Below are 15,830 nucleotides of genomic sequence, written 5' to 3'. Positions count from 1 at the left end.
TTGCGGCGAGAACGGGGCCTGATCCGATCAGTGCTCGCCGAGGCAGCGCAGCGCGACCTCGAGATTGCGCAGGCCGTCTTCACCGGTGACGGCTGGCGTTTCGCCGGTCGTGATGGCCCGGGCGAAGGCCTCCAGCTCCTTCTTAAGCGGTTCGGCCGGCCAGTTGTTCAGCATCCGGGTCGAATAGGAGCCGTCCGGCTGCTGGCCGAAATACTCGGTGACCTGGCGCGTGATCAGATCGGCGACGATGAATTTGGTCTTGGTCGCGACCTGCAGCGTGCGGGTCTTGTAGGGGGTGACCCAGTTGGTGGTGATATGGGCGATCACACCGCTGTCCAGACGGAACTGGAGCAGGGCCGTGTCCTCGCGGTCGGCGCGGGTGCGGGCCAGTTGCGGCTGCACCTCGACGATCTCGGAGCCCGTCAGGTGGCGGATGATGTCGATGTCGTGCACGGCCAGATCGATGACCACGCCGACCTCGCCCATGCGGGGCGGGAAGGGACCAACCCGGGTGATCTGGATCGAGATGATGTCGTCGTCAGTCACGGCGCGCTTCACGGTTTCGACCGCAGGATTGAAGCGCTCGACCTGACCGACCATCAGGACCCGGTCATTGGCCTTGGCCGCATCGATCATGCGTTGGGCGTCGGCGACGCTGGCGGCGATCGGCTTTTCGACAAGGACGTGGACGCCCTTTTCCAGGAGGGCGACGCCAATCTCGGCGTGGAACCGGTTGGGCGTGGCGACGATGGCGGCGTCCAGACCGGCGTCCACGAAGGCCTGGGCCGTCGTGACGGGCGATGCGCCATAGGCGGCGGCGACTCCCTCGGCCGTCACCGCATCGGGATCGAAGACGGTGGTCAGGTCGAACTCGCGCATCTCGGAGGCGACGCGCGCATGGTTGCGGCCCATGACGCCGACGCCGGCGACGCCGATCTTGAGGGCGGGGGTGTTCGGCATCGGCTTAGCCCTTGTAGCTGGCGACGGCGGCGACGACCTTGTCCTGGGTCGCCTCGTCCAGATCGGCGTGCATCGGCAGGCTGAGGACCCGGTTCCTCAGCCGTTCGGTAACCGGCAGGCCACCCGCGCCCTGCGGGAAGCGCTGATAGGCCGGCTGCATGTGCATCGGCACCGGATAATAGACGGCGGTGGGCACGCCGCGATCCTTCAGGTGCGCGGCCAGCCCGTCGCGATCCTCATGCTCGATCGTGTATTGCGCCCAGATGGAAACGCCGCCGTCGATGACGTGGGGCACGGCCGAGACATGGGGTGCGAGGCGTTCGTTGTAGCGGGCGGCGATCCGGTTGCGCCACTCGATCTCCTGACCGAAGACCTTCAGCTTCTCGATCAGGATGGCGGCCTGGATGGTGTCCAGCCGGCTGTTCATGCCGATGCGCATGGCCAGATATTTGGGGTCGTGGGCGAAGGCGGCGGCGCCGGCCTCCAGGTCCTTGGCGACGACCTTGCCGTGCACGCGAAGGGAATCCATTTCCTGAGCCAGATCGTCGTCGTCTGTCAGCACCGCCCCGCCGTCGCCGTAGCAGCCCAAAGGCTTGGCCGGGAAGAAGCTGGTCGTGGTGACATCGGCCCACTTCAGCGGATGGTCGCCGTTCAGGGTGCATCCGAAGCCCTGCGCCGAATCCGAGATCAGCTTGAGCCCGTGGCGGTCGCAGATAGCGCGGATGGCGGGATAGTCGGCCGGCTGACCAAACAGATCGACGGCGATGACCACCTTGGGCGTCAGGCGACCTTCGGCCTTGACCGCTTCGATGGCCGCCTCAAGCTTGGCCGGGTCCATATTGTAGGTGTGGGCGTCGACGTCCACGAACACGGGCGAGGCGCCCAGCCACGGCACGACCTCGGCCGTGGCCGTGAAGGTGAAGCTGGGGCAGAAGACGGCGTCGCCGGTGCGAACGCCCCAGGCGATCAACGGCAGGATCAGGGCGTCGGTGCCGTTGCCGCAGCCCAAGGCGTGTTTGGCCTGACCGAAGGCGGCGAGGTCGGCCTCGAACTGGCGGACCTGCGGACCCATGACCCAGGCGCCGCCGACAACGGCTTCCTGAACGGCGGCCTCGATCTTGCCGCCGAGGCGCTGGCGCTGGGCCTGAAGGTCGATGAAGGGGATCATGGGGGACGCTCTCCACGGGGGAATCGGGGGCGGCGGCCGGACAGGCGGGCCGCGAATGTCGGGTCGTCCTAGCAAGATCGGGCGCGCGGGCCAAATCGCGCGGCGTCACATCGCGTTGCCCTTTGCTACCGCACACAGGTCTTGGCGCCCGTCGGCTTGCGTCCTAAGCCAGCGCCATGACGAAGCTTTCCGCCGCCCGGACCAGGGTTTCGAACTGGCTGTTCGACCATGCCCTGCCGCTGTGGGCTGAGCGGGGCGTGGATGCGCAGGGGCGCTTCTTCGAGCAGCTGGATTTCGATGGCCGGCCGGTGACCGGTCTTCGTCGTCGCACGCGGGTTCAGGCGCGTCAGGTCTATGTGTTTTGCGAAGCGGCCGCCTTGGGATGGGCGCAGGGCCGTGCGGTGGCCCAGGCCGGGCTGGATCAACTGATATCCAGTCGCCGACGTTACGACGGCCTTTGGGTCTCGGCAACCGATGACGACGGCGTTGTGGTCGATGAGACGCCTGATCTCTATGATTTGGCCTTCGTTCTGTTCGCGCTCGCGGCGGCGCACCGCGTCCTGGGTGATGCGCGAGCGCGGCCTCTGGCGGTGGAGACGCTGGCTGCGATCGATCGGTTGATGGCGTCTTCGCATGGGGGATGGGAAGAGGCGCTGCCGCCACGCCTGCCGCGGCGTCAAAATCCCCACATGCATATGCTGGAGGCCATGCTGGCCTGGCAGGCGATTGCGCCCGACCCAGCGTTCGAAGCGGCGGCGCGGGTGTCGCTGGACCTGTGCAAACACCGCTTCCTGATCGACGGCGCGATCCGCGAATATTTCACCGAGGATTGGTCCGCCGATCCAGCGACAGGTTATGTGATCGAGCCGGGCCACCTCGAAGAATGGGCCTGGCTGTTACAACAGAGTGGGGACGATTCAGATCTGGCCACGGCGCTGCATCGCCGAGCGACAGCACGCGGTTATCGCGACGGGTTCGCCATCCGTGAGATCGGCCCGGCGGGAGAGGTGCTGGATGGCGGGCGGCGTCTGTGGTCCCAGACCGAGGCCATTCGCACAGGGTTGAGTTTTGGCGACACCGGCGTTTCGGCACTGATCGCCGCCGTGTTCGACACGCATCTGGCGACCGCCGTGCCGGGCCTATGGGTGGACAGCTACGACGCCGACTGCCGCTCGCACGATGAAGCGGCGCCGGCGTCCAGCCTCTATCACCTGATGACCGCCTTTTCGGAATTGCTTCGGAGCGACGCATGACCGGCCGGCCCGCCGCCTTTCTGGATCGGGACGGGGTGCTGATCGAGGACAGCGGTTATCCGCATCGGCCCGAGGATTTGAAGCTGATCCCCGGCGCGGCGGCGGCGGTGCGGCGGATGAACAAGGCCGGCTATCGCACCGTGATCGTGACGAACCAGTCGGGCGTGGCGCGAGGCCTGTTCAGCGAAGAGACGATGAACGCCTTCAACGATCTGCTGGTCGCGCGATTGGCCGAAGAGGGGGCGATCATCGACGCCGTCTATTCCGCGCCCTTCCATCCCGAGGCGATCGAGGCGCGCTATCGCCATCCTGATCACCCTGATCGCAAGCCCAATCCGGGCATGTTGCTGCGCGCTATCGCCCAGCACCATCTGGACCCGGCTCAGTCCTTCATCATAGGCGATCAGACGCGCGATCTGCAGGCCGGAGAGCGGGCCGGGGTGGCGGGCTATCTCTTCGAAGGCGGCGATCTGGACTCTTTCGTGCGCGATGTGGTGGGTCTTTAAGACCGGGCGTCGCATTTCCTCGGCTGGTGAATTACTCTGATCCAAAATCGGAGGACATCGCCAATGAGCGCGCCCTATCCATTCGTTGAACGCCGCTGGACCTCGCCGGATGGGCTCACGCTCTTTGCGCGTGATTATGCGCCCGGTCCCGGCGTCGCGCGGCCGCCGGTGATCGCCATCCATGGCCTGACCCGCAACAGCGCCGATTTCGAAGCCATCGCGCCGCTTTTGGCTCAGAGCGGGCGTCGGGTGCTGGCCGTGGATGTGCGTGGACGTGGCCTGTCGGACCGTGCGCCCGACGCCATGACCTATATGCCCGACGTCTATGCGCGCGACGTGCTGGCCCTGATGGAGCAGGCCGGGATCGATAAAGCGGTCTTCGTCGGCACCTCGATGGGCGGGCTGATCACCATGGCGCTGACGGCGATGCGGTCCAAGGCGGTGGTCGCCGCGATCCTGAACGACATCGGGCCGGAGGTGGCGCCGGAAGGTCTGGCGCGCATCGCCGCCTACAGCGGCCAGCCGGTCGAGATCGGCTCCTGGGCCGATGCGGCGGCCTATGCGAAGCGGATCAATGCGGTGGCGTTCCCGCACTATACGGATGCGGACTGGGACGCCTTCGCCCGGCGCATTTTCCGCCAGCAGCCCGACGGCGAGATCGCGCTGGACTACGATCCGGACATCGCCGTGCCGATCCGAGCGGCGGGCGCCAAGGCGCTGGTCCCGAACCTGTGGCCCATGTTCCGACGCCTCGCGAAGAAGAAGCCGACGCTGCTGGTGCGGGGCGCTGCCTCGGATCTGCTGAGCGCCGACATCGCCGCGCGGATGAAGAAGGCGGCCCCGACCATGGCCTATGTCGAGGTTCCCGGCATCGGCCACGCGCCCATGTTGGACGAGGCCGAGGCCAAGGCCGCGATCTTCGAATTCCTAGCCGAGGTCGATTAGTCCCTGGTCGGATCGACCCGCGACGTGTCGCCGTAGGTCAGGGCTAGGAAGACGTCCTCCAAATCCGGATCTTCGGTGGTGATGTCGGCGATGGTGACGCCGGCGGCGCGCACGGCGTTGATGACCAGCTCGACCGAAGACTGCCCCTTTTTATAGGCGACCGCGAAGGCGCCGCCCGGACGAGGCGTAACCTCGAAACCGGCCAGCACCGGCGGCGTCGCCTGGGGCGTTTCAGGGGTCACAACGACATTGCGGCTGTCCAGACGGCGCAGAAGCTGCGGCGTGGGCTCGCAGGCCACCACCTCGCCCCGGTTGACGATGGCGATGGTGTCGCAAAGCTCCTGCGCTTCTTCGAGATAGTGGGTGGTCAGGACGATGGTCACCCCCTCCTCGTTGATGCGGCGGACGTAGGCCCACAGCTGGCGACGCAGTTCGACGTCCACGCCGGCCGTCGGCTCGTCCAGGATCAGGATGGGCGGATTGTGGACCAAGGCCTTGGCCACCATCAGCCGGCGCTTCATACCGCCGGACAGGGCACGGACATAGGCGTTGGCCTTGTCCGACAGGCCGAGCGCGGCAAGCAGTTCGTCGGACCGGCGCTCGTCCTTAGGCACGCCGTAAAAGCCCGCTTGCACCTCCAGCGATTCGCGCGGGGTGAAGAAGACGTCGGCGACGATCTCCTGCGGCACGACGCCCAGGGCGGCGGCGGCGTCGCGCGGCTCCTTGTCGATGTCGCGGCCCCAGATGGTCACCGAGCCCTCGGACTTCTTCACCACGCCGGCCAGGATGTTGATCAGTGTCGACTTGCCCGCCCCGTTCGGGCCAAGCAGGCCGAAGACGGAGCCGCGCGGAATGACCAGATCGACGCCACGCAGGGCCGTCTTGGGAGCGGCCTTCTTGGACCCGGCATAGGTCTTCTTCAGTCCCCGCACCGCGATGGCGTTGTCGGGCAGGGCGGGGGTCTCTGACATGGTCGGCTATTCACTCGGACGGGACGGCGAGCGGCATAGGTAGGGCGAGTGACCGCAATCGCCAACCTGTCTCGCCGACGCCATCCGACAAGCAGACCTGTCCATGTGTCAATGATGCTTGACGTCATCAATCAACATGTCTAGCTTGCTTGTCATAAAGACAACCGAACTTGATGGAGAACGCCGTGACCCCCATTAAAAAAGCCAGGACGCCCCTGACCCGCACCCGCCTGATCGGCTTCGTCGCCATGGCTGTCTGCGCCATCGGATATGTCGGTGGAGGACTGGCGCTGCTGGCGGGCAAGACCGATCAGATAGAAATGACGCATGCCGCCATCGCCGGCGCCGCCCTGTTGCTGATCGGCGAGATCGGTCTGTGGGTCGGCGCGGCCTGTCTGGGCCTGACCCTGTTTAAGAAGCGCAAGGCGATGCTGAACCGGCTGCTGGGTCGCCGGACCGCTGAGGTTTGACCTTCCGGCCTGCGCCGCCTAGGAAGCGCGCAAGCCTTTCAGACCCGGACCGGACCATGCCTCCCCGCCATTCCGACGCCATCATCCCGCCGCCCGAAGAGATCGTCGTCTCGACCAAACGCGTGGCCTGCGACGGCGGCGGCGGGGCCCTGGGCCATCCGCTGGTCTATATGGACATGGGCGAGGACGACTTCATCGAGTGCGGCTATTGCGACCGGCGTTTCGTCCTGTCGGCCCAGGCCCACGACGAGAACGAATATCTGAGCCCCGCCGCCCGCGCACCCGAGGCCCACTGAGACCGTAACCTCAGTTCAGTCGCGGTGTTGCGGCGGTTGGGTCTATAGACGGCTGACACGCTGTTCGGACGGAGACGAGCCTTGCGCTATCTGCACACCATGGTCCGGGTAAAGGACATCGACGCCTCGCTGCACTTCTATTGCGACCTTCTGGGTCTGCAGGAGGTGCGCCGCACCGAGAACGAGGCGGGCCGGTTCACGCTCGTGTTTCTCGTAGCGCCCAAGAATCTGGAACAGTCGGCGGCGGAACGCTGCCCCGAGGTCGAGCTGACCTTCAACTGGGATCCGGAAGAGTATCAGGGCGGCCGCAACTTCGGTCACCTGGCCTATAAGGTCGATGACATCTACGCCGCCTGCCAGACGCTGATGGACGGCGGGGTGACGATCAACCGTCCGCCGCGCGACGGCAACATGGCCTTCGTCCGCTCGCCCGACGGCATCTCCATCGAACTGCTTCAGGAAGGCGCGCCGCTGGCGCCGGCCGAGCCCTGGGCCTCCATGCCGAACGTCGGCGCCTGGTGATGACGGCCCGGACGGCGGCTCTGCTGACGGTTGCGGCGGTCGTGCTGTCGGCCTGCGCCTCGACCACCGAAAGCAACACCGGCCGCACGGCGACGGAGCAGCTGCTCTTGGCGCGCGCCTCGGACCGGGCGGTCGAGGGGCTGGTCCTGCCGCTGCCGACGGGCGCTTCGGTCTTCATCGACGACGCCTATTTCCAGGGCGAGGGCACCCGCTACGCCGTCAGCGCGATACGCGGCGCGATCTCGGACGCCGGTTTCAGCCTGGCCCGCAACAAGGACGAGGCGAACGCCGTGTTCGAGATCCGCGCCGGCGCCCTGTCGCTGGAGCAGATGCGGCGCGTCTTCGGCATCCCCGAGATGCGGATCCCGATCAACGAGACCTTCAACGTCGTCTCCCTGCCGGAACTATCGGTCTACAGCCACCGGGACCGGGTCGGGGTCGCCGAGTTTTCCGGCTTCCTCTACGAAGCCAAGACCGGTGCGCCGCTGGGCGCGGTGGTGCCGATGATCGGCACCTATCGTATCCGCAGCCACAAGGCTTTCATGGTCGTGTCCTGGGGCCAGCAGCAGGCCCAGCCGGGTCAACGCGATCCGGGATCGAGCTGGACCGAATTCTGACGCTGACGCGGGGGCGTTGGAGCCCTATGTTCCGGCCATGACCGAGACGACTGCGCCCGAAAATCCAGAGACCGAACGCCAGATGACGCAGGACGGCCCTGCGCTGCGTCTGTGGATGATCGACGCCTCGGCCTACATCTTTCGCGCCTATCACGCCCTGCCGCCATTAACGAGAAAGTCCGACGGCCTGCCGGTCGGCGCGGTCCAGGGCTACTGCAACATGTTGTGGAAGCTGCTGAAGGACATGAAGGGCGCCGATGGCCCCACCCATCTGGTGGCCATCTTCGACCATTCGGAAAAGACGTTCCGAAACACCCTGTACGATCAGTACAAGGCCCATCGTCCGCCGCCGCCCGAGGATCTGGTCCCGCAGTTTCCGCTGGTGCGCGAAGCGACGGCGGCGTTCGGCGTCCATTGCGTCGAACTGCCCGGCTACGAGGCCGACGACCTGATCGCGACCTACGCCTGCAAGGCGCGCGATGCGGGCGGGGAGGCGGTGATCGTCTCGTCGGACAAGGATTTGATGCAGCTGATCGGCGGCGGCGTCGTGATGTGGGATCCAATGAAGGACCGGCGTCTGGCCGAGCCTGAGGTCTTCGAAAAGTTCGGGGTTGCGCCTGAGAAGATGGTCGATCTGCAGGCCCTGATCGGCGACAGCGTGGACAACGTCCCCGGCGCGCCAGGCATCGGACCGAAGACGGCGGCGCAGCTGCTGGACGAATACGGCGATCTGGACACCCTGCTGGCCAATGCCGGTGAGATCAAACAGCCCAAGCGCCGTCAGACTCTGATCGACTTCGCCGACCAGATCCGGCTGTCGCGTGAGCTGGTGCGCCTGACCTGCGATGCGCCGGCGCCCGAGGCGATCGACGATTTCGCCGTGCGCGATCCCGATCCTGCGATCCTGTCGGCCTTTTTGGAGACGATGGAGTTCCGCTCGCTGCAGCGCCGCGTGGGCGACGGCAAGGCCGGGCCCAGCGACGTTTCCGCCTTTGCGCCCAAGCGCGCGCCGAACCTGAACGCGCCGGTCGCGACCCCTCGCTACGGCCAGGTCGTCGAAGGCCCCGCCGAGGTCCAGACCTTCGATCACGCAGCCTACGAATGCGTTCAGACTGAAGAGGCGCTGGATCGCTGGATCGCGCGCGCGACCGAGGTCGGCGTCGTCGGCTTCGACACCGAGACCGATACGCTGTCGGCGACCCACGCGGGTCTGTGCGGCGTGTCGTTGGCGGTGGGGCCGAACGAGGCCTGCTACATCCCCCTGACGCACGAGCACGAGCCGCAGTCCGGCGAGGGCGGACTATTTGGCGAAACGGGCGAGGCGCCCGAGCCGATCCATCAGCTGGACAAGCCTACGACCCTGGCCAAGCTGAAGACGCTGCTGGAAGACCCGTCGGTCCTGAAAGTGCTTCAGAACGCCAAATACGACATCGCCGTCATGGCGCGTCGGGACATCCGCGTCGCGCCCTATGACGACACGATGCTGATCTCCTATGTGCTGGAGGGCGGACTGCACGGGCACGGCATGGACGAGCTGGCGCGCCTGCACCTGGGCCACGAGCCGATCCCGTTTAAGAGCGTGGCGGGTACTGGCAAGAGCCAGAAATCCTTCAAGCACGTCGCGCTGAAACCCGCCTCGGAATATGCCGCCGAGGATGCGGATGTGACGCTGCGGCTGTGGCGTATTCTGAAACCCCGTCTGGCGCGTGAAGGCCTGTCCACCGTCTATGAGACGCTGGAGCGCGGCATGCCGACGGTGCTGGCGGACATGGAGCTGAACGGGGTTCGCATCGATCCCGACCGGCTGAAGCGGCTGTCCAGCGAGTTCGGCCTACGTATGGCCGAGCTGGAGGCCCAGGCCCATGAGATCGCCGGGCGCCCCTTCAACATCGGCTCGCCGCGCCAGATCGGCGAGATACTGTTCGGCGAACTGAACCTGCCGGGCGGCAAGAAGACCGCCTCGGGCCAGTGGGGCACCGACGCCAGCGTGTTGGAGGAACTGGCGCTCAGCCACGATCTGCCGCGCGCGATCCTGGACTGGCGCCAGCTGTCGAAGCTGAAGGGCACCTATACGGACGCCTTGACCGCGGCCGCCGATCCCAAGACGGACCGCGTCCACACCAGCTATCAGCTGGCCGCCGCCACCACGGGCCGTCTGGCGTCCAGCGATCCCAACCTGCAGAACATCCCGATCCGCACCGAGACGGGCCGCGAGATCCGCCAGGCCTTCATCGCCGCGCCCGGCAATGTTCTGATCAGCGCCGACTACAGCCAGATCGAGCTGCGTCTTTTGGCCCATATCGGCGACATTCCCGAACTGAAGCGCGCCTTCAAGGCGGGGCTGGATATTCACGCGGCGACGGCCTCGGAGATGTTCGGCGTGCCGGTCGAGGGCATGCCGTCCGAGACGCGGCGCCGCGCCAAGGCGATCAACTTCGGCATCGTCTACGGCATTTCGGCCTTCGGCCTCGCCAACCAGCTGGGCATCGATCAGGGCGAGGCGGGGGCCTATATCAAGACCTATTTCGAACGGTTCCCGGGCATTCGCGCCTATATGGACAAGACCAAGGCCGAGGTGCGCCAGACCGGCTTCGTCTCGACCGTCTTCGGCCGCCGAATCCACATCCCGGCCATCCATTCCAAGTCCGGCGCCGAGCGCCAGTTCGGCGAGCGCGCCGCCATCAACGCCCCGATCCAGGGCGCGGCCGCCGACATCATCCGCCGCGCCATGATCCGCATGCCCGCCGCCCTGACCGAGGCCGGCCTCAGCACGCGCATGTTGCTTCAGGTCCACGACGAACTGGTGTTCGAGGCGCCGGAAGCCGAGGCCGACCGCGCCATCGCCGTCATCAAACGCGTGATGGAAAACGCGTCGGACCCAGCCGTGGCCCTGACCGTACCCCTCGTAGTGGATGCCCGCGCGGCGTCGAACTGGGACGCGGCGCACTAGGATCGGGCTAGGCGGCGATCATTCCGATGTCGTCGGGCAGTTCGCCACGGCCGAGCAGGCCGGTTTCGAAGTCCATGAAGATGTCCATCAGCTCCTCGACGTTCACCGGAGCGGCGGAGGGGCCGAAGCGGAAGCGCCAGTAGCTGACGATGTGCTGGACGGCGCCCAGCTGGTCGCCCAGCTTTGCGAACATGGACGGGGCGTCCAGCAGGAAGTCACGGAACGCGATAGGGCGGCCTTCCTGGGTCAATTTGGCGTAGGCGTCGTCATAGACGCGCAGGGTTCTGCTGACTTCGTCGCACGTCTTGATGATGCGGCCGCGCAGGACATCGCGGCTGCGCGCCAGATATTCTTTAGCGGCGTGATCGACCTTGCCGACGGGCTTGATGGTGCGCACGGCCTCGGCGACGCCGGCGACCTCGCCCAGCAGGGCGGCGAGCGTCCACTTGTAATAGAGGAAGCCTTTCCAGCAGAAGACGCCCTCCTGATACTGTTCGGGCGCCAGGCGCAGGGTCAGTCGCAGGGCGTCCAGCTGATCGCCGGGCGTGTTCGACAGAATCTTGGACGCCATCCGCCCGGCGGAATCCGAATTCACGGCTACCGTATCCGCGCCCAGGCTAAGCGTCACCAGCGGCTCGATCTCGCTGCGGACGAAGGCCAGCATGCGCTGAAGATCACTGTCGCTGATCGAGAAGTAGCAGGGCGAGGGGTCTAGGCCGCCGCGACGCAACTGCTCACGCAGCAAAAAGGGGTCCAGCGACGGCAGTTTGTCGATCAGGCGCAGGGTTTCGATATCGGGGTGGTTGGGCGCGACGCCGAACGCCTCCATCATCATCCGCTCAAAGCCGATCTGATTGACGAAGACGTATCGGCCGCCGGTCTTCAGGTCCGCATCGTCGATGGGGATGACGACCTTGGTCGCGACCTGGCGTCGGCCGGTGAACAGATCGGTCTCGTTGCGCCGCAGACGATGTTTGATGATCAGGGCGCGGTTCAGCGCCGCCGTACGGAAGATCGGACGCGCAGCCCAGTCGGGATTGCGCACGGCGCCGTCGGGCGCGCTGTCGCCGTTCTCCTCCCACACGCGCAGCAGATTCAGCACGCGAGCTGTGGAGGCCGAGCTCTTGAGGTGCTCCAGGTTGCGGACGGCGCGATCAGTCATGGCGCTGACGTTACGCCAACAATCGTCACCAAATGGCTTAGCTCGGGAAATAAAATATCTGCGATTGGCGAATTTCTGCCGTTCGATCCTGCGCGCCGGACAATGGCTTTGAGCGCTGCGCTGGCGCGTGACGGCGATCCGGGTCTAGAACGACGGCATGCAGATTTTCGACATTTTGATCATCCTCGCGATCCTGGCCGTGACGATCACCTTGGGCTTCGGCCTCTATTCGCTGTTCCGGGGCGGGGACTATGCGCGCAGCCATTCCAACAAGCTGATGCGTCTGCGCGTCGGGCTTCAGGCGGTCGCCGTCATCCTGCTGGTCGTCGGCATGATGTGGAAGGCGACGCAGGGAGCCTGATCATGGTGACGCTGAACAAAATCTACACCCGCACGGGCGACGACGGTCGCACGCGTCTGGCGTCTGGCGCGCCTGTGTCCAAGAGCGATGCTCGGGTCGAGGCCTATGGCGCGGTGGATGAGCTGAACGCGGTGATCGGGGTCGCCCGGCTGAACAGCGGCCAGAACGACCGGATCGACGCCATGCTGGGCCGGATCCAGAATGAGCTGTTCGACCTGGGCGCCGATCTGGCCACGCCTCTGGACCCGCCGCCGGCCTGGGAGGCCTTGCGCATCGTCGAGAGTCAGGTTGCGCGCCTTGAGCAGGAAATCGACTGGATGAACGAGAGCCTGAAGGCGCTCGACAGCTTCATCCTGCCGGGCGGCGCGCCGTTGTCGGCCCATCTGCATGTCGCGCGCACCGTCTGCCGACGGGCCGAACGCGAGGCGGTGCGCCTGATCGAAAACGGCGAGGCCGTGAATGTCGAAGCGGTCAAATATCTGAACCGCCTGTCCGACCATCTGTTCGTCGCCGCGCGACGCGCCAACGCCAACGGCGCCAGCGACATCAAATGGAAGCCCGGCGCGACCCGTTAGGCGAAACCGGTCAGGCGGCGGGACGCGCCGCCGCCAGTGCGGCTTTCTGACGCTCGGCCTCTGCGGCGCGGGCGCGGCTCTGCGCGGCGAGGTCCTGTTCGATGCGAACCAGCTCCCGGTTCTTCTCGGCCGAAGCCTCGGCGCGAGACACGCCATTGGGGCGGCCGGTGATCTGGGCGATGGAGATAGGCTGGGCGCAGATGCGGCTTTCCATGTCGTACCATTTGCCCGCCGCCTCGCAGCGTTTGCCGGGCGCGACCCAATAGTCCTGCAAGGCAAAAATCCCGACGACCGTGATGCCGAACAAGCCGAAGAAGATCATCGCCAGGCGGGGAAAGGTCAGGAAACGCTTCATCTCGTGGTCCGTTGGATAGGGATCGAAGCCACAGCTTGACCCCACGTTACGTTGACAGGCCTTCGCGACCGCTCCATGTCCTGCCCACACATTCAGGCGATTTCACGGATAGACCCATGAAGGTACTCGTCCCCGTCAAACGGGTGATCGACTATAACGTCAAGGCCCGCGTCAAGGCGGATCAGTCGGGCGTCGATCTGGCCAACGTCAAGATGAGCATGAACCCCTTCGACGAGATCGCCGTCGAAGAGGCGGTTCGTCTGAAGGAAGGCAAGGAACACCATGCCGCCGGCACCGCGACGGAAATCGTCGTGGTCTCCATCGGTGTGACCCAGGCGCAGGAAACCATCCGCACGGCGCTGGCCATGGGCGCGGATCGGGGGCTGCTGATCCAGTCGGACACGGATCTTGAGCCGCTGGCGGTCGCCAAGCTGCTGAAGGCGGTGGTCGAGCAAGAAAAGCCCGACCTGGTCCTGATGGGCAAACAGTCGATCGACGGCGACAACAATGCGGTGGGTCAGATGCTGGCCGCCCTGCTGGACTGGCCCCAGGCGACCTTCGCCGGCAAGCTGGCGATCGACGGCGGAAAAGCCACGGTCACGCGCGAGGTCGATGGCGGCCTGCAGACGATCGCCGCCGAACTGCCGGCGGTGGTGACGGTGGATCTGCGGCTGAATACGCCGCGCTACGCCTCCTTGCCGAACATCATGAAGGCCAAGAAGAAGGAGATCGCCATGAAGGCGGTCGCCGACTACGGCGTCGATGTCGCCGACCGTCTGAAGGTCATCAAGGTCACCGAGCCGCCCAAACGGTCGGCCGGCGTCAAGGTGGCCGATGCGGCCGAACTGGTTTCCAAGCTCAAGTCTGCGGGAGCGCTGTAATATGGCTGTCCTCGTCATCGCCGATCACGACGGTTCGACCGTTCGCGACACCACCCACAAGACCGTGACCGCCGCGCTGGGCCTCTCGTCCGATGTGGATGTCCTGGTTCTGGGGCAGGGGGCGCAGGCCGCCGCCGATAGCGCCGCCAAGATCGCGGGCGTCCGCAAGGTGCTGCTGGCTGATAGCGCCGGTCTGGGCAAGATGCTGGCTGAGGCGGTCGAGGCGACCGTCCTGCCGTTGGCCGGGGGCTACGACGCCATCCTGACGCCTGCGACCACGGACGGAAAGAACTTCGCCCCGCGTCTGGCCGCCAAGCTGGACGTCGCGCCGATTTCGGACATCATCGAGGTGGTGTCGGCCGATACCTTCGTGCGCCCCATCTATGCCGGCAATGCGCTGGAGACGATCCAGTCGGCCGACGCCAAGAAGATGATCACGGTGCGCCCGACCGCCTTCGCCGCCGCGGCTGAGGGCGGTTCGGCGCCGGTCGAGAGCGTCGCCGGCGCCGATGCGCCCAAGACGGCCTTCGTGTCCGAGGAAATGGTCAAGTCGGACCGGCCCGAACTGGGCGCCGCCAAGATCATCGTCTCGGGCGGTCGCGCCCTGGGCTCGGCGGACGAGTTCCATGCCGTGATGGAGCCGCTCGCCGACAAGCTGGGGGCCGCCATCGGCGCCTCGCGCGCGGCGGTCGACGCCGGCTATGCGCCCAACGACTATCAGGTCGGTCAGACCGGCAAGGTGGTCGCCCCGGCGCTCTACATCGCCATCGGCATCTCGGGCGCGATTCAGCACCTGGCCGGGATGAAGGACTCCAAGACCATCGTCGCCATCAACAAGGACGCGGACGCCCCGATCTTCCAGGTCGCGGACTATGGTCTGGTCGGCGACTACAAGACGGTGGTGCCGGAACTGATGGCCGCCTTGGGCTAGGCCCAGGTCGAATCCATCTGAAGAGGGCGCGGCGCCGATCGGAGCCGCGCCCTTTTTCTTGCCCGCAGAGGACCACATGGCGAACTTGCCCATAAGGCTGCAGCCCGGCGCTGCGGCCGATCGCATTGATGGCTGGGCGACCGACGCCGAGGGACGACCCGTGCTCAAGGTGCGCGTCCGCGCCCGTCCGATCGAGGGAGAGGCCAACGACGCCCTGATCCGGCTCCTGGCCAAAAGCCTTGGCGTGCCGAAGTCGTCGATCAGCGTGGGACGCGGCGGACAGTCGCGCTCGAAAATGATCGTCGTGCAGGGACTGGATGACGAAGAGCTGCGCTCGCGCCTCGTAGACGGTCTTTCTGGCGATTGAGGAGAGCCATCCGGCCGATTGGTGCGTTCTGCATCGGAACAGGAGACCAGCCCAATGACCATGGACGCCCGCATCCTCCACGCCCGCAGCGGCGTCACGCTCGAGCAGAAGGACGATGTCTACGAGGTTTCAAGCCTGCGGCTGTCAGAGCCGGCGACCTTTGCGGACGAGGCGGATGCCCAACGCGCCTTCGACGACGAGGTCGTGGCCTCCGAGCAGGATCCGGAACTGATGTCGCGTCTCGGCGGGGCCTGAGAAGGCGAAACGCCAGTATTTACGGGCTTCGAATAGCCTCGAGGAATACGATTCCTGATCGACGATCATGAGTCTGTGAGAAACTTCCCCCGCATCATCAGAATCCGCTTGCTGACAAAGAGGGTGGTCCGTATAGAGCCGCCTCGCTCGGAAACGGGCCGGCCGACGGGGCCGCGGGGGTTTAGGTCCTCACGGTCCCACGGAAGAAAGAGGCGAAAAACTTCTTGCTTTCATCGGTTGGTTTCACTAGGTTCCGCGCTCCAATCGAATCGCCGACGGGTTTTC

General features: G+C 65.9%; 19 protein-coding genes. 14 read left to right on the top strand and 5 right to left on the bottom strand.

Going from position 1 to position 15,830, the window contains the following annotated elements; genetic code table 11:
• Window positions 1-27 precede the first annotated feature (27 nt).
• Both BVE01S_RS10145 and BVE01S_RS10140 read right to left on the bottom strand, forming a co-directional pair.
• Entirely contained in the window at window positions 28-960 is a 933-nt protein-coding gene (locus tag BVE01S_RS10145) for a Gfo/Idh/MocA family protein (RefSeq protein WP_066627074.1), read from the bottom strand.
• Window positions 961-964: 4 nt separating this feature from the next.
• Window positions 965-2,128 (bottom strand): DegT/DnrJ/EryC1/StrS family aminotransferase, encoded by a 1,164-nt coding sequence (locus BVE01S_RS10140; RefSeq protein WP_066627066.1) that lies wholly within the window; start codon window positions 2,126-2,128, stop codon window positions 965-967.
• A 176-nt stretch (window positions 2,129-2,304) separates the two neighbouring features.
• Between BVE01S_RS10140 and BVE01S_RS10135 the strand changes: the two genes are divergently transcribed.
• From BVE01S_RS10135 to BVE01S_RS10125, 3 genes are all read left to right on the top strand, one after another.
• On the top strand, window positions 2,305-3,381 hold the full coding sequence (locus tag BVE01S_RS10135; protein WP_066627050.1) for an AGE family epimerase/isomerase: 1,077 nt from the start codon (window positions 2,305-2,307) through the stop codon (window positions 3,379-3,381).
• Window positions 3,378-3,887 (top strand): D-glycero-alpha-D-manno-heptose-1,7-bisphosphate 7-phosphatase, encoded by a 510-nt coding sequence (locus tag BVE01S_RS10130; RefSeq protein ID WP_066627043.1) that lies wholly within the window; start codon window positions 3,378-3,380, stop codon window positions 3,885-3,887. Before BVE01S_RS10135 ends, BVE01S_RS10130 begins: the two co-directional genes overlap by 4 nt.
• A gap of 63 nt (window positions 3,888-3,950) precedes the next feature.
• The gene (locus BVE01S_RS10125) at window positions 3,951-4,832 is read left to right on the top strand and encodes an alpha/beta fold hydrolase (RefSeq protein WP_066627036.1); all 882 of its coding nucleotides are present in this window, start codon (window positions 3,951-3,953) and stop codon (window positions 4,830-4,832) included.
• Here the strand turns inward: BVE01S_RS10125 and BVE01S_RS10120 are convergent.
• Window positions 4,829-5,803 (bottom strand): ABC transporter ATP-binding protein, encoded by a 975-nt coding sequence (locus BVE01S_RS10120; protein ID WP_066627033.1) that lies wholly within the window; start codon window positions 5,801-5,803, stop codon window positions 4,829-4,831. The genes BVE01S_RS10125 and BVE01S_RS10120 overlap by 4 nt on opposite strands.
• 185 nt (window positions 5,804-5,988) lie before the next feature.
• Here BVE01S_RS10120 and BVE01S_RS10115 point away from each other — a divergent pair, with 185 nt between their 5' ends.
• The 5 genes from BVE01S_RS10115 (at window position 5,989) to polA (ending at window position 10,658) form a co-directional block, all read left to right on the top strand.
• A complete protein-coding gene (locus BVE01S_RS10115; protein ID WP_240612035.1) occupies window positions 5,989-6,273 on the top strand; it encodes a hypothetical protein in 285 nt (94 codons plus the stop codon).
• A gap of 56 nt (window positions 6,274-6,329) precedes the next feature.
• Window positions 6,330-6,569 (top strand): zinc-finger domain-containing protein, encoded by a 240-nt coding sequence (locus BVE01S_RS10110; RefSeq protein ID WP_017505425.1) that lies wholly within the window; start codon window positions 6,330-6,332, stop codon window positions 6,567-6,569.
• 81 nt (window positions 6,570-6,650) lie between these two features.
• On the top strand, window positions 6,651-7,091 hold the full coding sequence (locus BVE01S_RS10105; RefSeq protein WP_066627029.1) for a VOC family protein: 441 nt from the start codon (window positions 6,651-6,653) through the stop codon (window positions 7,089-7,091).
• Window positions 7,091-7,708 carry a DUF6655 family protein gene (locus BVE01S_RS10100; protein WP_017505427.1) on the top strand — a complete coding sequence of 206 codons (618 nt, stop codon included), beginning with the start codon at window positions 7,091-7,093 and terminating at the stop codon, window positions 7,706-7,708. Before BVE01S_RS10105 ends, BVE01S_RS10100 begins: the two co-directional genes overlap by 1 nt.
• 37 nt (window positions 7,709-7,745) lie before the next feature.
• On the top strand, window positions 7,746-10,658 hold the full coding sequence (polA, locus tag BVE01S_RS10095; RefSeq protein WP_066627368.1) for a DNA polymerase I: 2,913 nt from the start codon (window positions 7,746-7,748) through the stop codon (window positions 10,656-10,658).
• 7 nt (window positions 10,659-10,665) lie between these two features.
• Here polA and BVE01S_RS10090 read toward each other — a convergent pair whose 3' ends face one another.
• The gene (locus BVE01S_RS10090) at window positions 10,666-11,820 is read right to left on the bottom strand and encodes a hypothetical protein (protein WP_066627027.1); all 1,155 of its coding nucleotides are present in this window, start codon (window positions 11,818-11,820) and stop codon (window positions 10,666-10,668) included.
• 157 nt (window positions 11,821-11,977) lie between these two features.
• Between BVE01S_RS10090 and BVE01S_RS10085 the strand changes: the two genes are divergently transcribed.
• A complete protein-coding gene (locus BVE01S_RS10085; protein WP_055755048.1) occupies window positions 11,978-12,181 on the top strand; it encodes a twin transmembrane helix small protein in 204 nt (67 codons plus the stop codon).
• Between the two features lie 2 nt (window positions 12,182-12,183).
• On the top strand, window positions 12,184-12,756 hold the full coding sequence (locus tag BVE01S_RS10080) for a cob(I)yrinic acid a,c-diamide adenosyltransferase (RefSeq protein ID WP_039246607.1): 573 nt from the start codon (window positions 12,184-12,186) through the stop codon (window positions 12,754-12,756).
• A gap of 10 nt (window positions 12,757-12,766) precedes the next feature.
• On the opposite strand, the gene BVE01S_RS10075 is transcribed toward BVE01S_RS10080, so the two are convergent.
• A complete protein-coding gene (locus tag BVE01S_RS10075; protein ID WP_055755047.1) occupies window positions 12,767-13,111 on the bottom strand; it encodes a hypothetical protein in 345 nt (114 codons plus the stop codon).
• A gap of 116 nt (window positions 13,112-13,227) precedes the next feature.
• Between BVE01S_RS10075 and BVE01S_RS10070 the strand changes: the two genes are divergently transcribed.
• The 4 genes from BVE01S_RS10070 to BVE01S_RS10055 all read left to right on the top strand — a co-directional run bounded on the left by BVE01S_RS10070 (window position 13,228) and on the right by BVE01S_RS10055 (window position 15,545).
• On the top strand, window positions 13,228-13,992 hold the full coding sequence (locus BVE01S_RS10070) for an electron transfer flavoprotein subunit beta/FixA family protein (protein ID WP_066627024.1): 765 nt from the start codon (window positions 13,228-13,230) through the stop codon (window positions 13,990-13,992).
• A gap of 1 nt (window position 13,993) precedes the next feature.
• On the top strand, window positions 13,994-14,923 hold the full coding sequence (locus BVE01S_RS10065; protein WP_066627023.1) for an electron transfer flavoprotein subunit alpha/FixB family protein: 930 nt from the start codon (window positions 13,994-13,996) through the stop codon (window positions 14,921-14,923).
• Between the two features lie 76 nt (window positions 14,924-14,999).
• Window positions 15,000-15,290, top strand: coding sequence for a DUF167 domain-containing protein (locus tag BVE01S_RS10060; RefSeq protein WP_066627021.1), 291 nt, complete (start codon window positions 15,000-15,002; stop codon window positions 15,288-15,290).
• A gap of 54 nt (window positions 15,291-15,344) precedes the next feature.
• Complete coding sequence (locus BVE01S_RS10055) at window positions 15,345-15,545, top strand: hypothetical protein (protein WP_066627018.1); 201 nt, start codon at window positions 15,345-15,347, stop codon at window positions 15,543-15,545.
• Window positions 15,546-15,830 lie beyond the last annotated feature (285 nt).

Source organism: Brevundimonas vesicularis NBRC 12165, assembly GCF_001592205.1.
In the GTDB taxonomy this organism is placed as follows: Bacteria; Pseudomonadota; Alphaproteobacteria; order Caulobacterales; family Caulobacteraceae; genus Brevundimonas; species Brevundimonas vesicularis.
The sequence above is the reverse complement of the archived record's forward strand: the minus strand, read 5'-3'. Positions and strand labels throughout refer to the sequence as shown.

Bases quoted from the DNA above. Each gene is read 5' to 3' on its own strand.
- BVE01S_RS10145 (WP_066627074.1), bottom strand. From the start codon at position 960: ATGCCGAACACCCCCGCCCTCAAGATCGGCGTCGCCGGCGTCGGCGTC.
- BVE01S_RS10140 (WP_066627066.1), bottom strand. From the start codon at position 2,128: ATGATCCCCTTCATCGACCTTCAGGCCCAGCGCCAGCGCCTCGGCGGC.
- BVE01S_RS10135 (WP_066627050.1), top strand. From the start codon at position 2,305: ATGACGAAGCTTTCCGCCGCCCGGACCAGGGTTTCGAACTGGCTGTTC.
- BVE01S_RS10130 (WP_066627043.1), top strand. From the start codon at position 3,378: ATGACCGGCCGGCCCGCCGCCTTTCTGGATCGGGACGGGGTGCTGATC.
- BVE01S_RS10125 (WP_066627036.1), top strand. From the start codon at position 3,951: ATGAGCGCGCCCTATCCATTCGTTGAACGCCGCTGGACCTCGCCGGAT.
- BVE01S_RS10120 (WP_066627033.1), bottom strand. From the start codon at position 5,803: ATGTCAGAGACCCCCGCCCTGCCCGACAACGCCATCGCGGTGCGGGGA.
- BVE01S_RS10110 (WP_017505425.1), top strand. From the start codon at position 6,330: ATGCCTCCCCGCCATTCCGACGCCATCATCCCGCCGCCCGAAGAGATC.
- BVE01S_RS10100 (WP_017505427.1), top strand. From the start codon at position 7,091: ATGACGGCCCGGACGGCGGCTCTGCTGACGGTTGCGGCGGTCGTGCTG.
- polA (WP_066627368.1), top strand. From the start codon at position 7,746: ATGACCGAGACGACTGCGCCCGAAAATCCAGAGACCGAACGCCAGATG.
- BVE01S_RS10090 (WP_066627027.1), bottom strand. From the start codon at position 11,820: ATGACTGATCGCGCCGTCCGCAACCTGGAGCACCTCAAGAGCTCGGCC.
- BVE01S_RS10085 (WP_055755048.1), top strand. From the start codon at position 11,978: ATGCAGATTTTCGACATTTTGATCATCCTCGCGATCCTGGCCGTGACG.
- BVE01S_RS10080 (WP_039246607.1), top strand. From the start codon at position 12,184: ATGGTGACGCTGAACAAAATCTACACCCGCACGGGCGACGACGGTCGC.
- BVE01S_RS10075 (WP_055755047.1), bottom strand. From the start codon at position 13,111: ATGAAGCGTTTCCTGACCTTTCCCCGCCTGGCGATGATCTTCTTCGGC.
- BVE01S_RS10070 (WP_066627024.1), top strand. From the start codon at position 13,228: ATGAAGGTACTCGTCCCCGTCAAACGGGTGATCGACTATAACGTCAAG.
- BVE01S_RS10065 (WP_066627023.1), top strand. From the start codon at position 13,994: ATGGCTGTCCTCGTCATCGCCGATCACGACGGTTCGACCGTTCGCGAC.
- BVE01S_RS10060 (WP_066627021.1), top strand. From the start codon at position 15,000: ATGGCGAACTTGCCCATAAGGCTGCAGCCCGGCGCTGCGGCCGATCGC.
- BVE01S_RS10055 (WP_066627018.1), top strand. From the start codon at position 15,345: ATGACCATGGACGCCCGCATCCTCCACGCCCGCAGCGGCGTCACGCTC.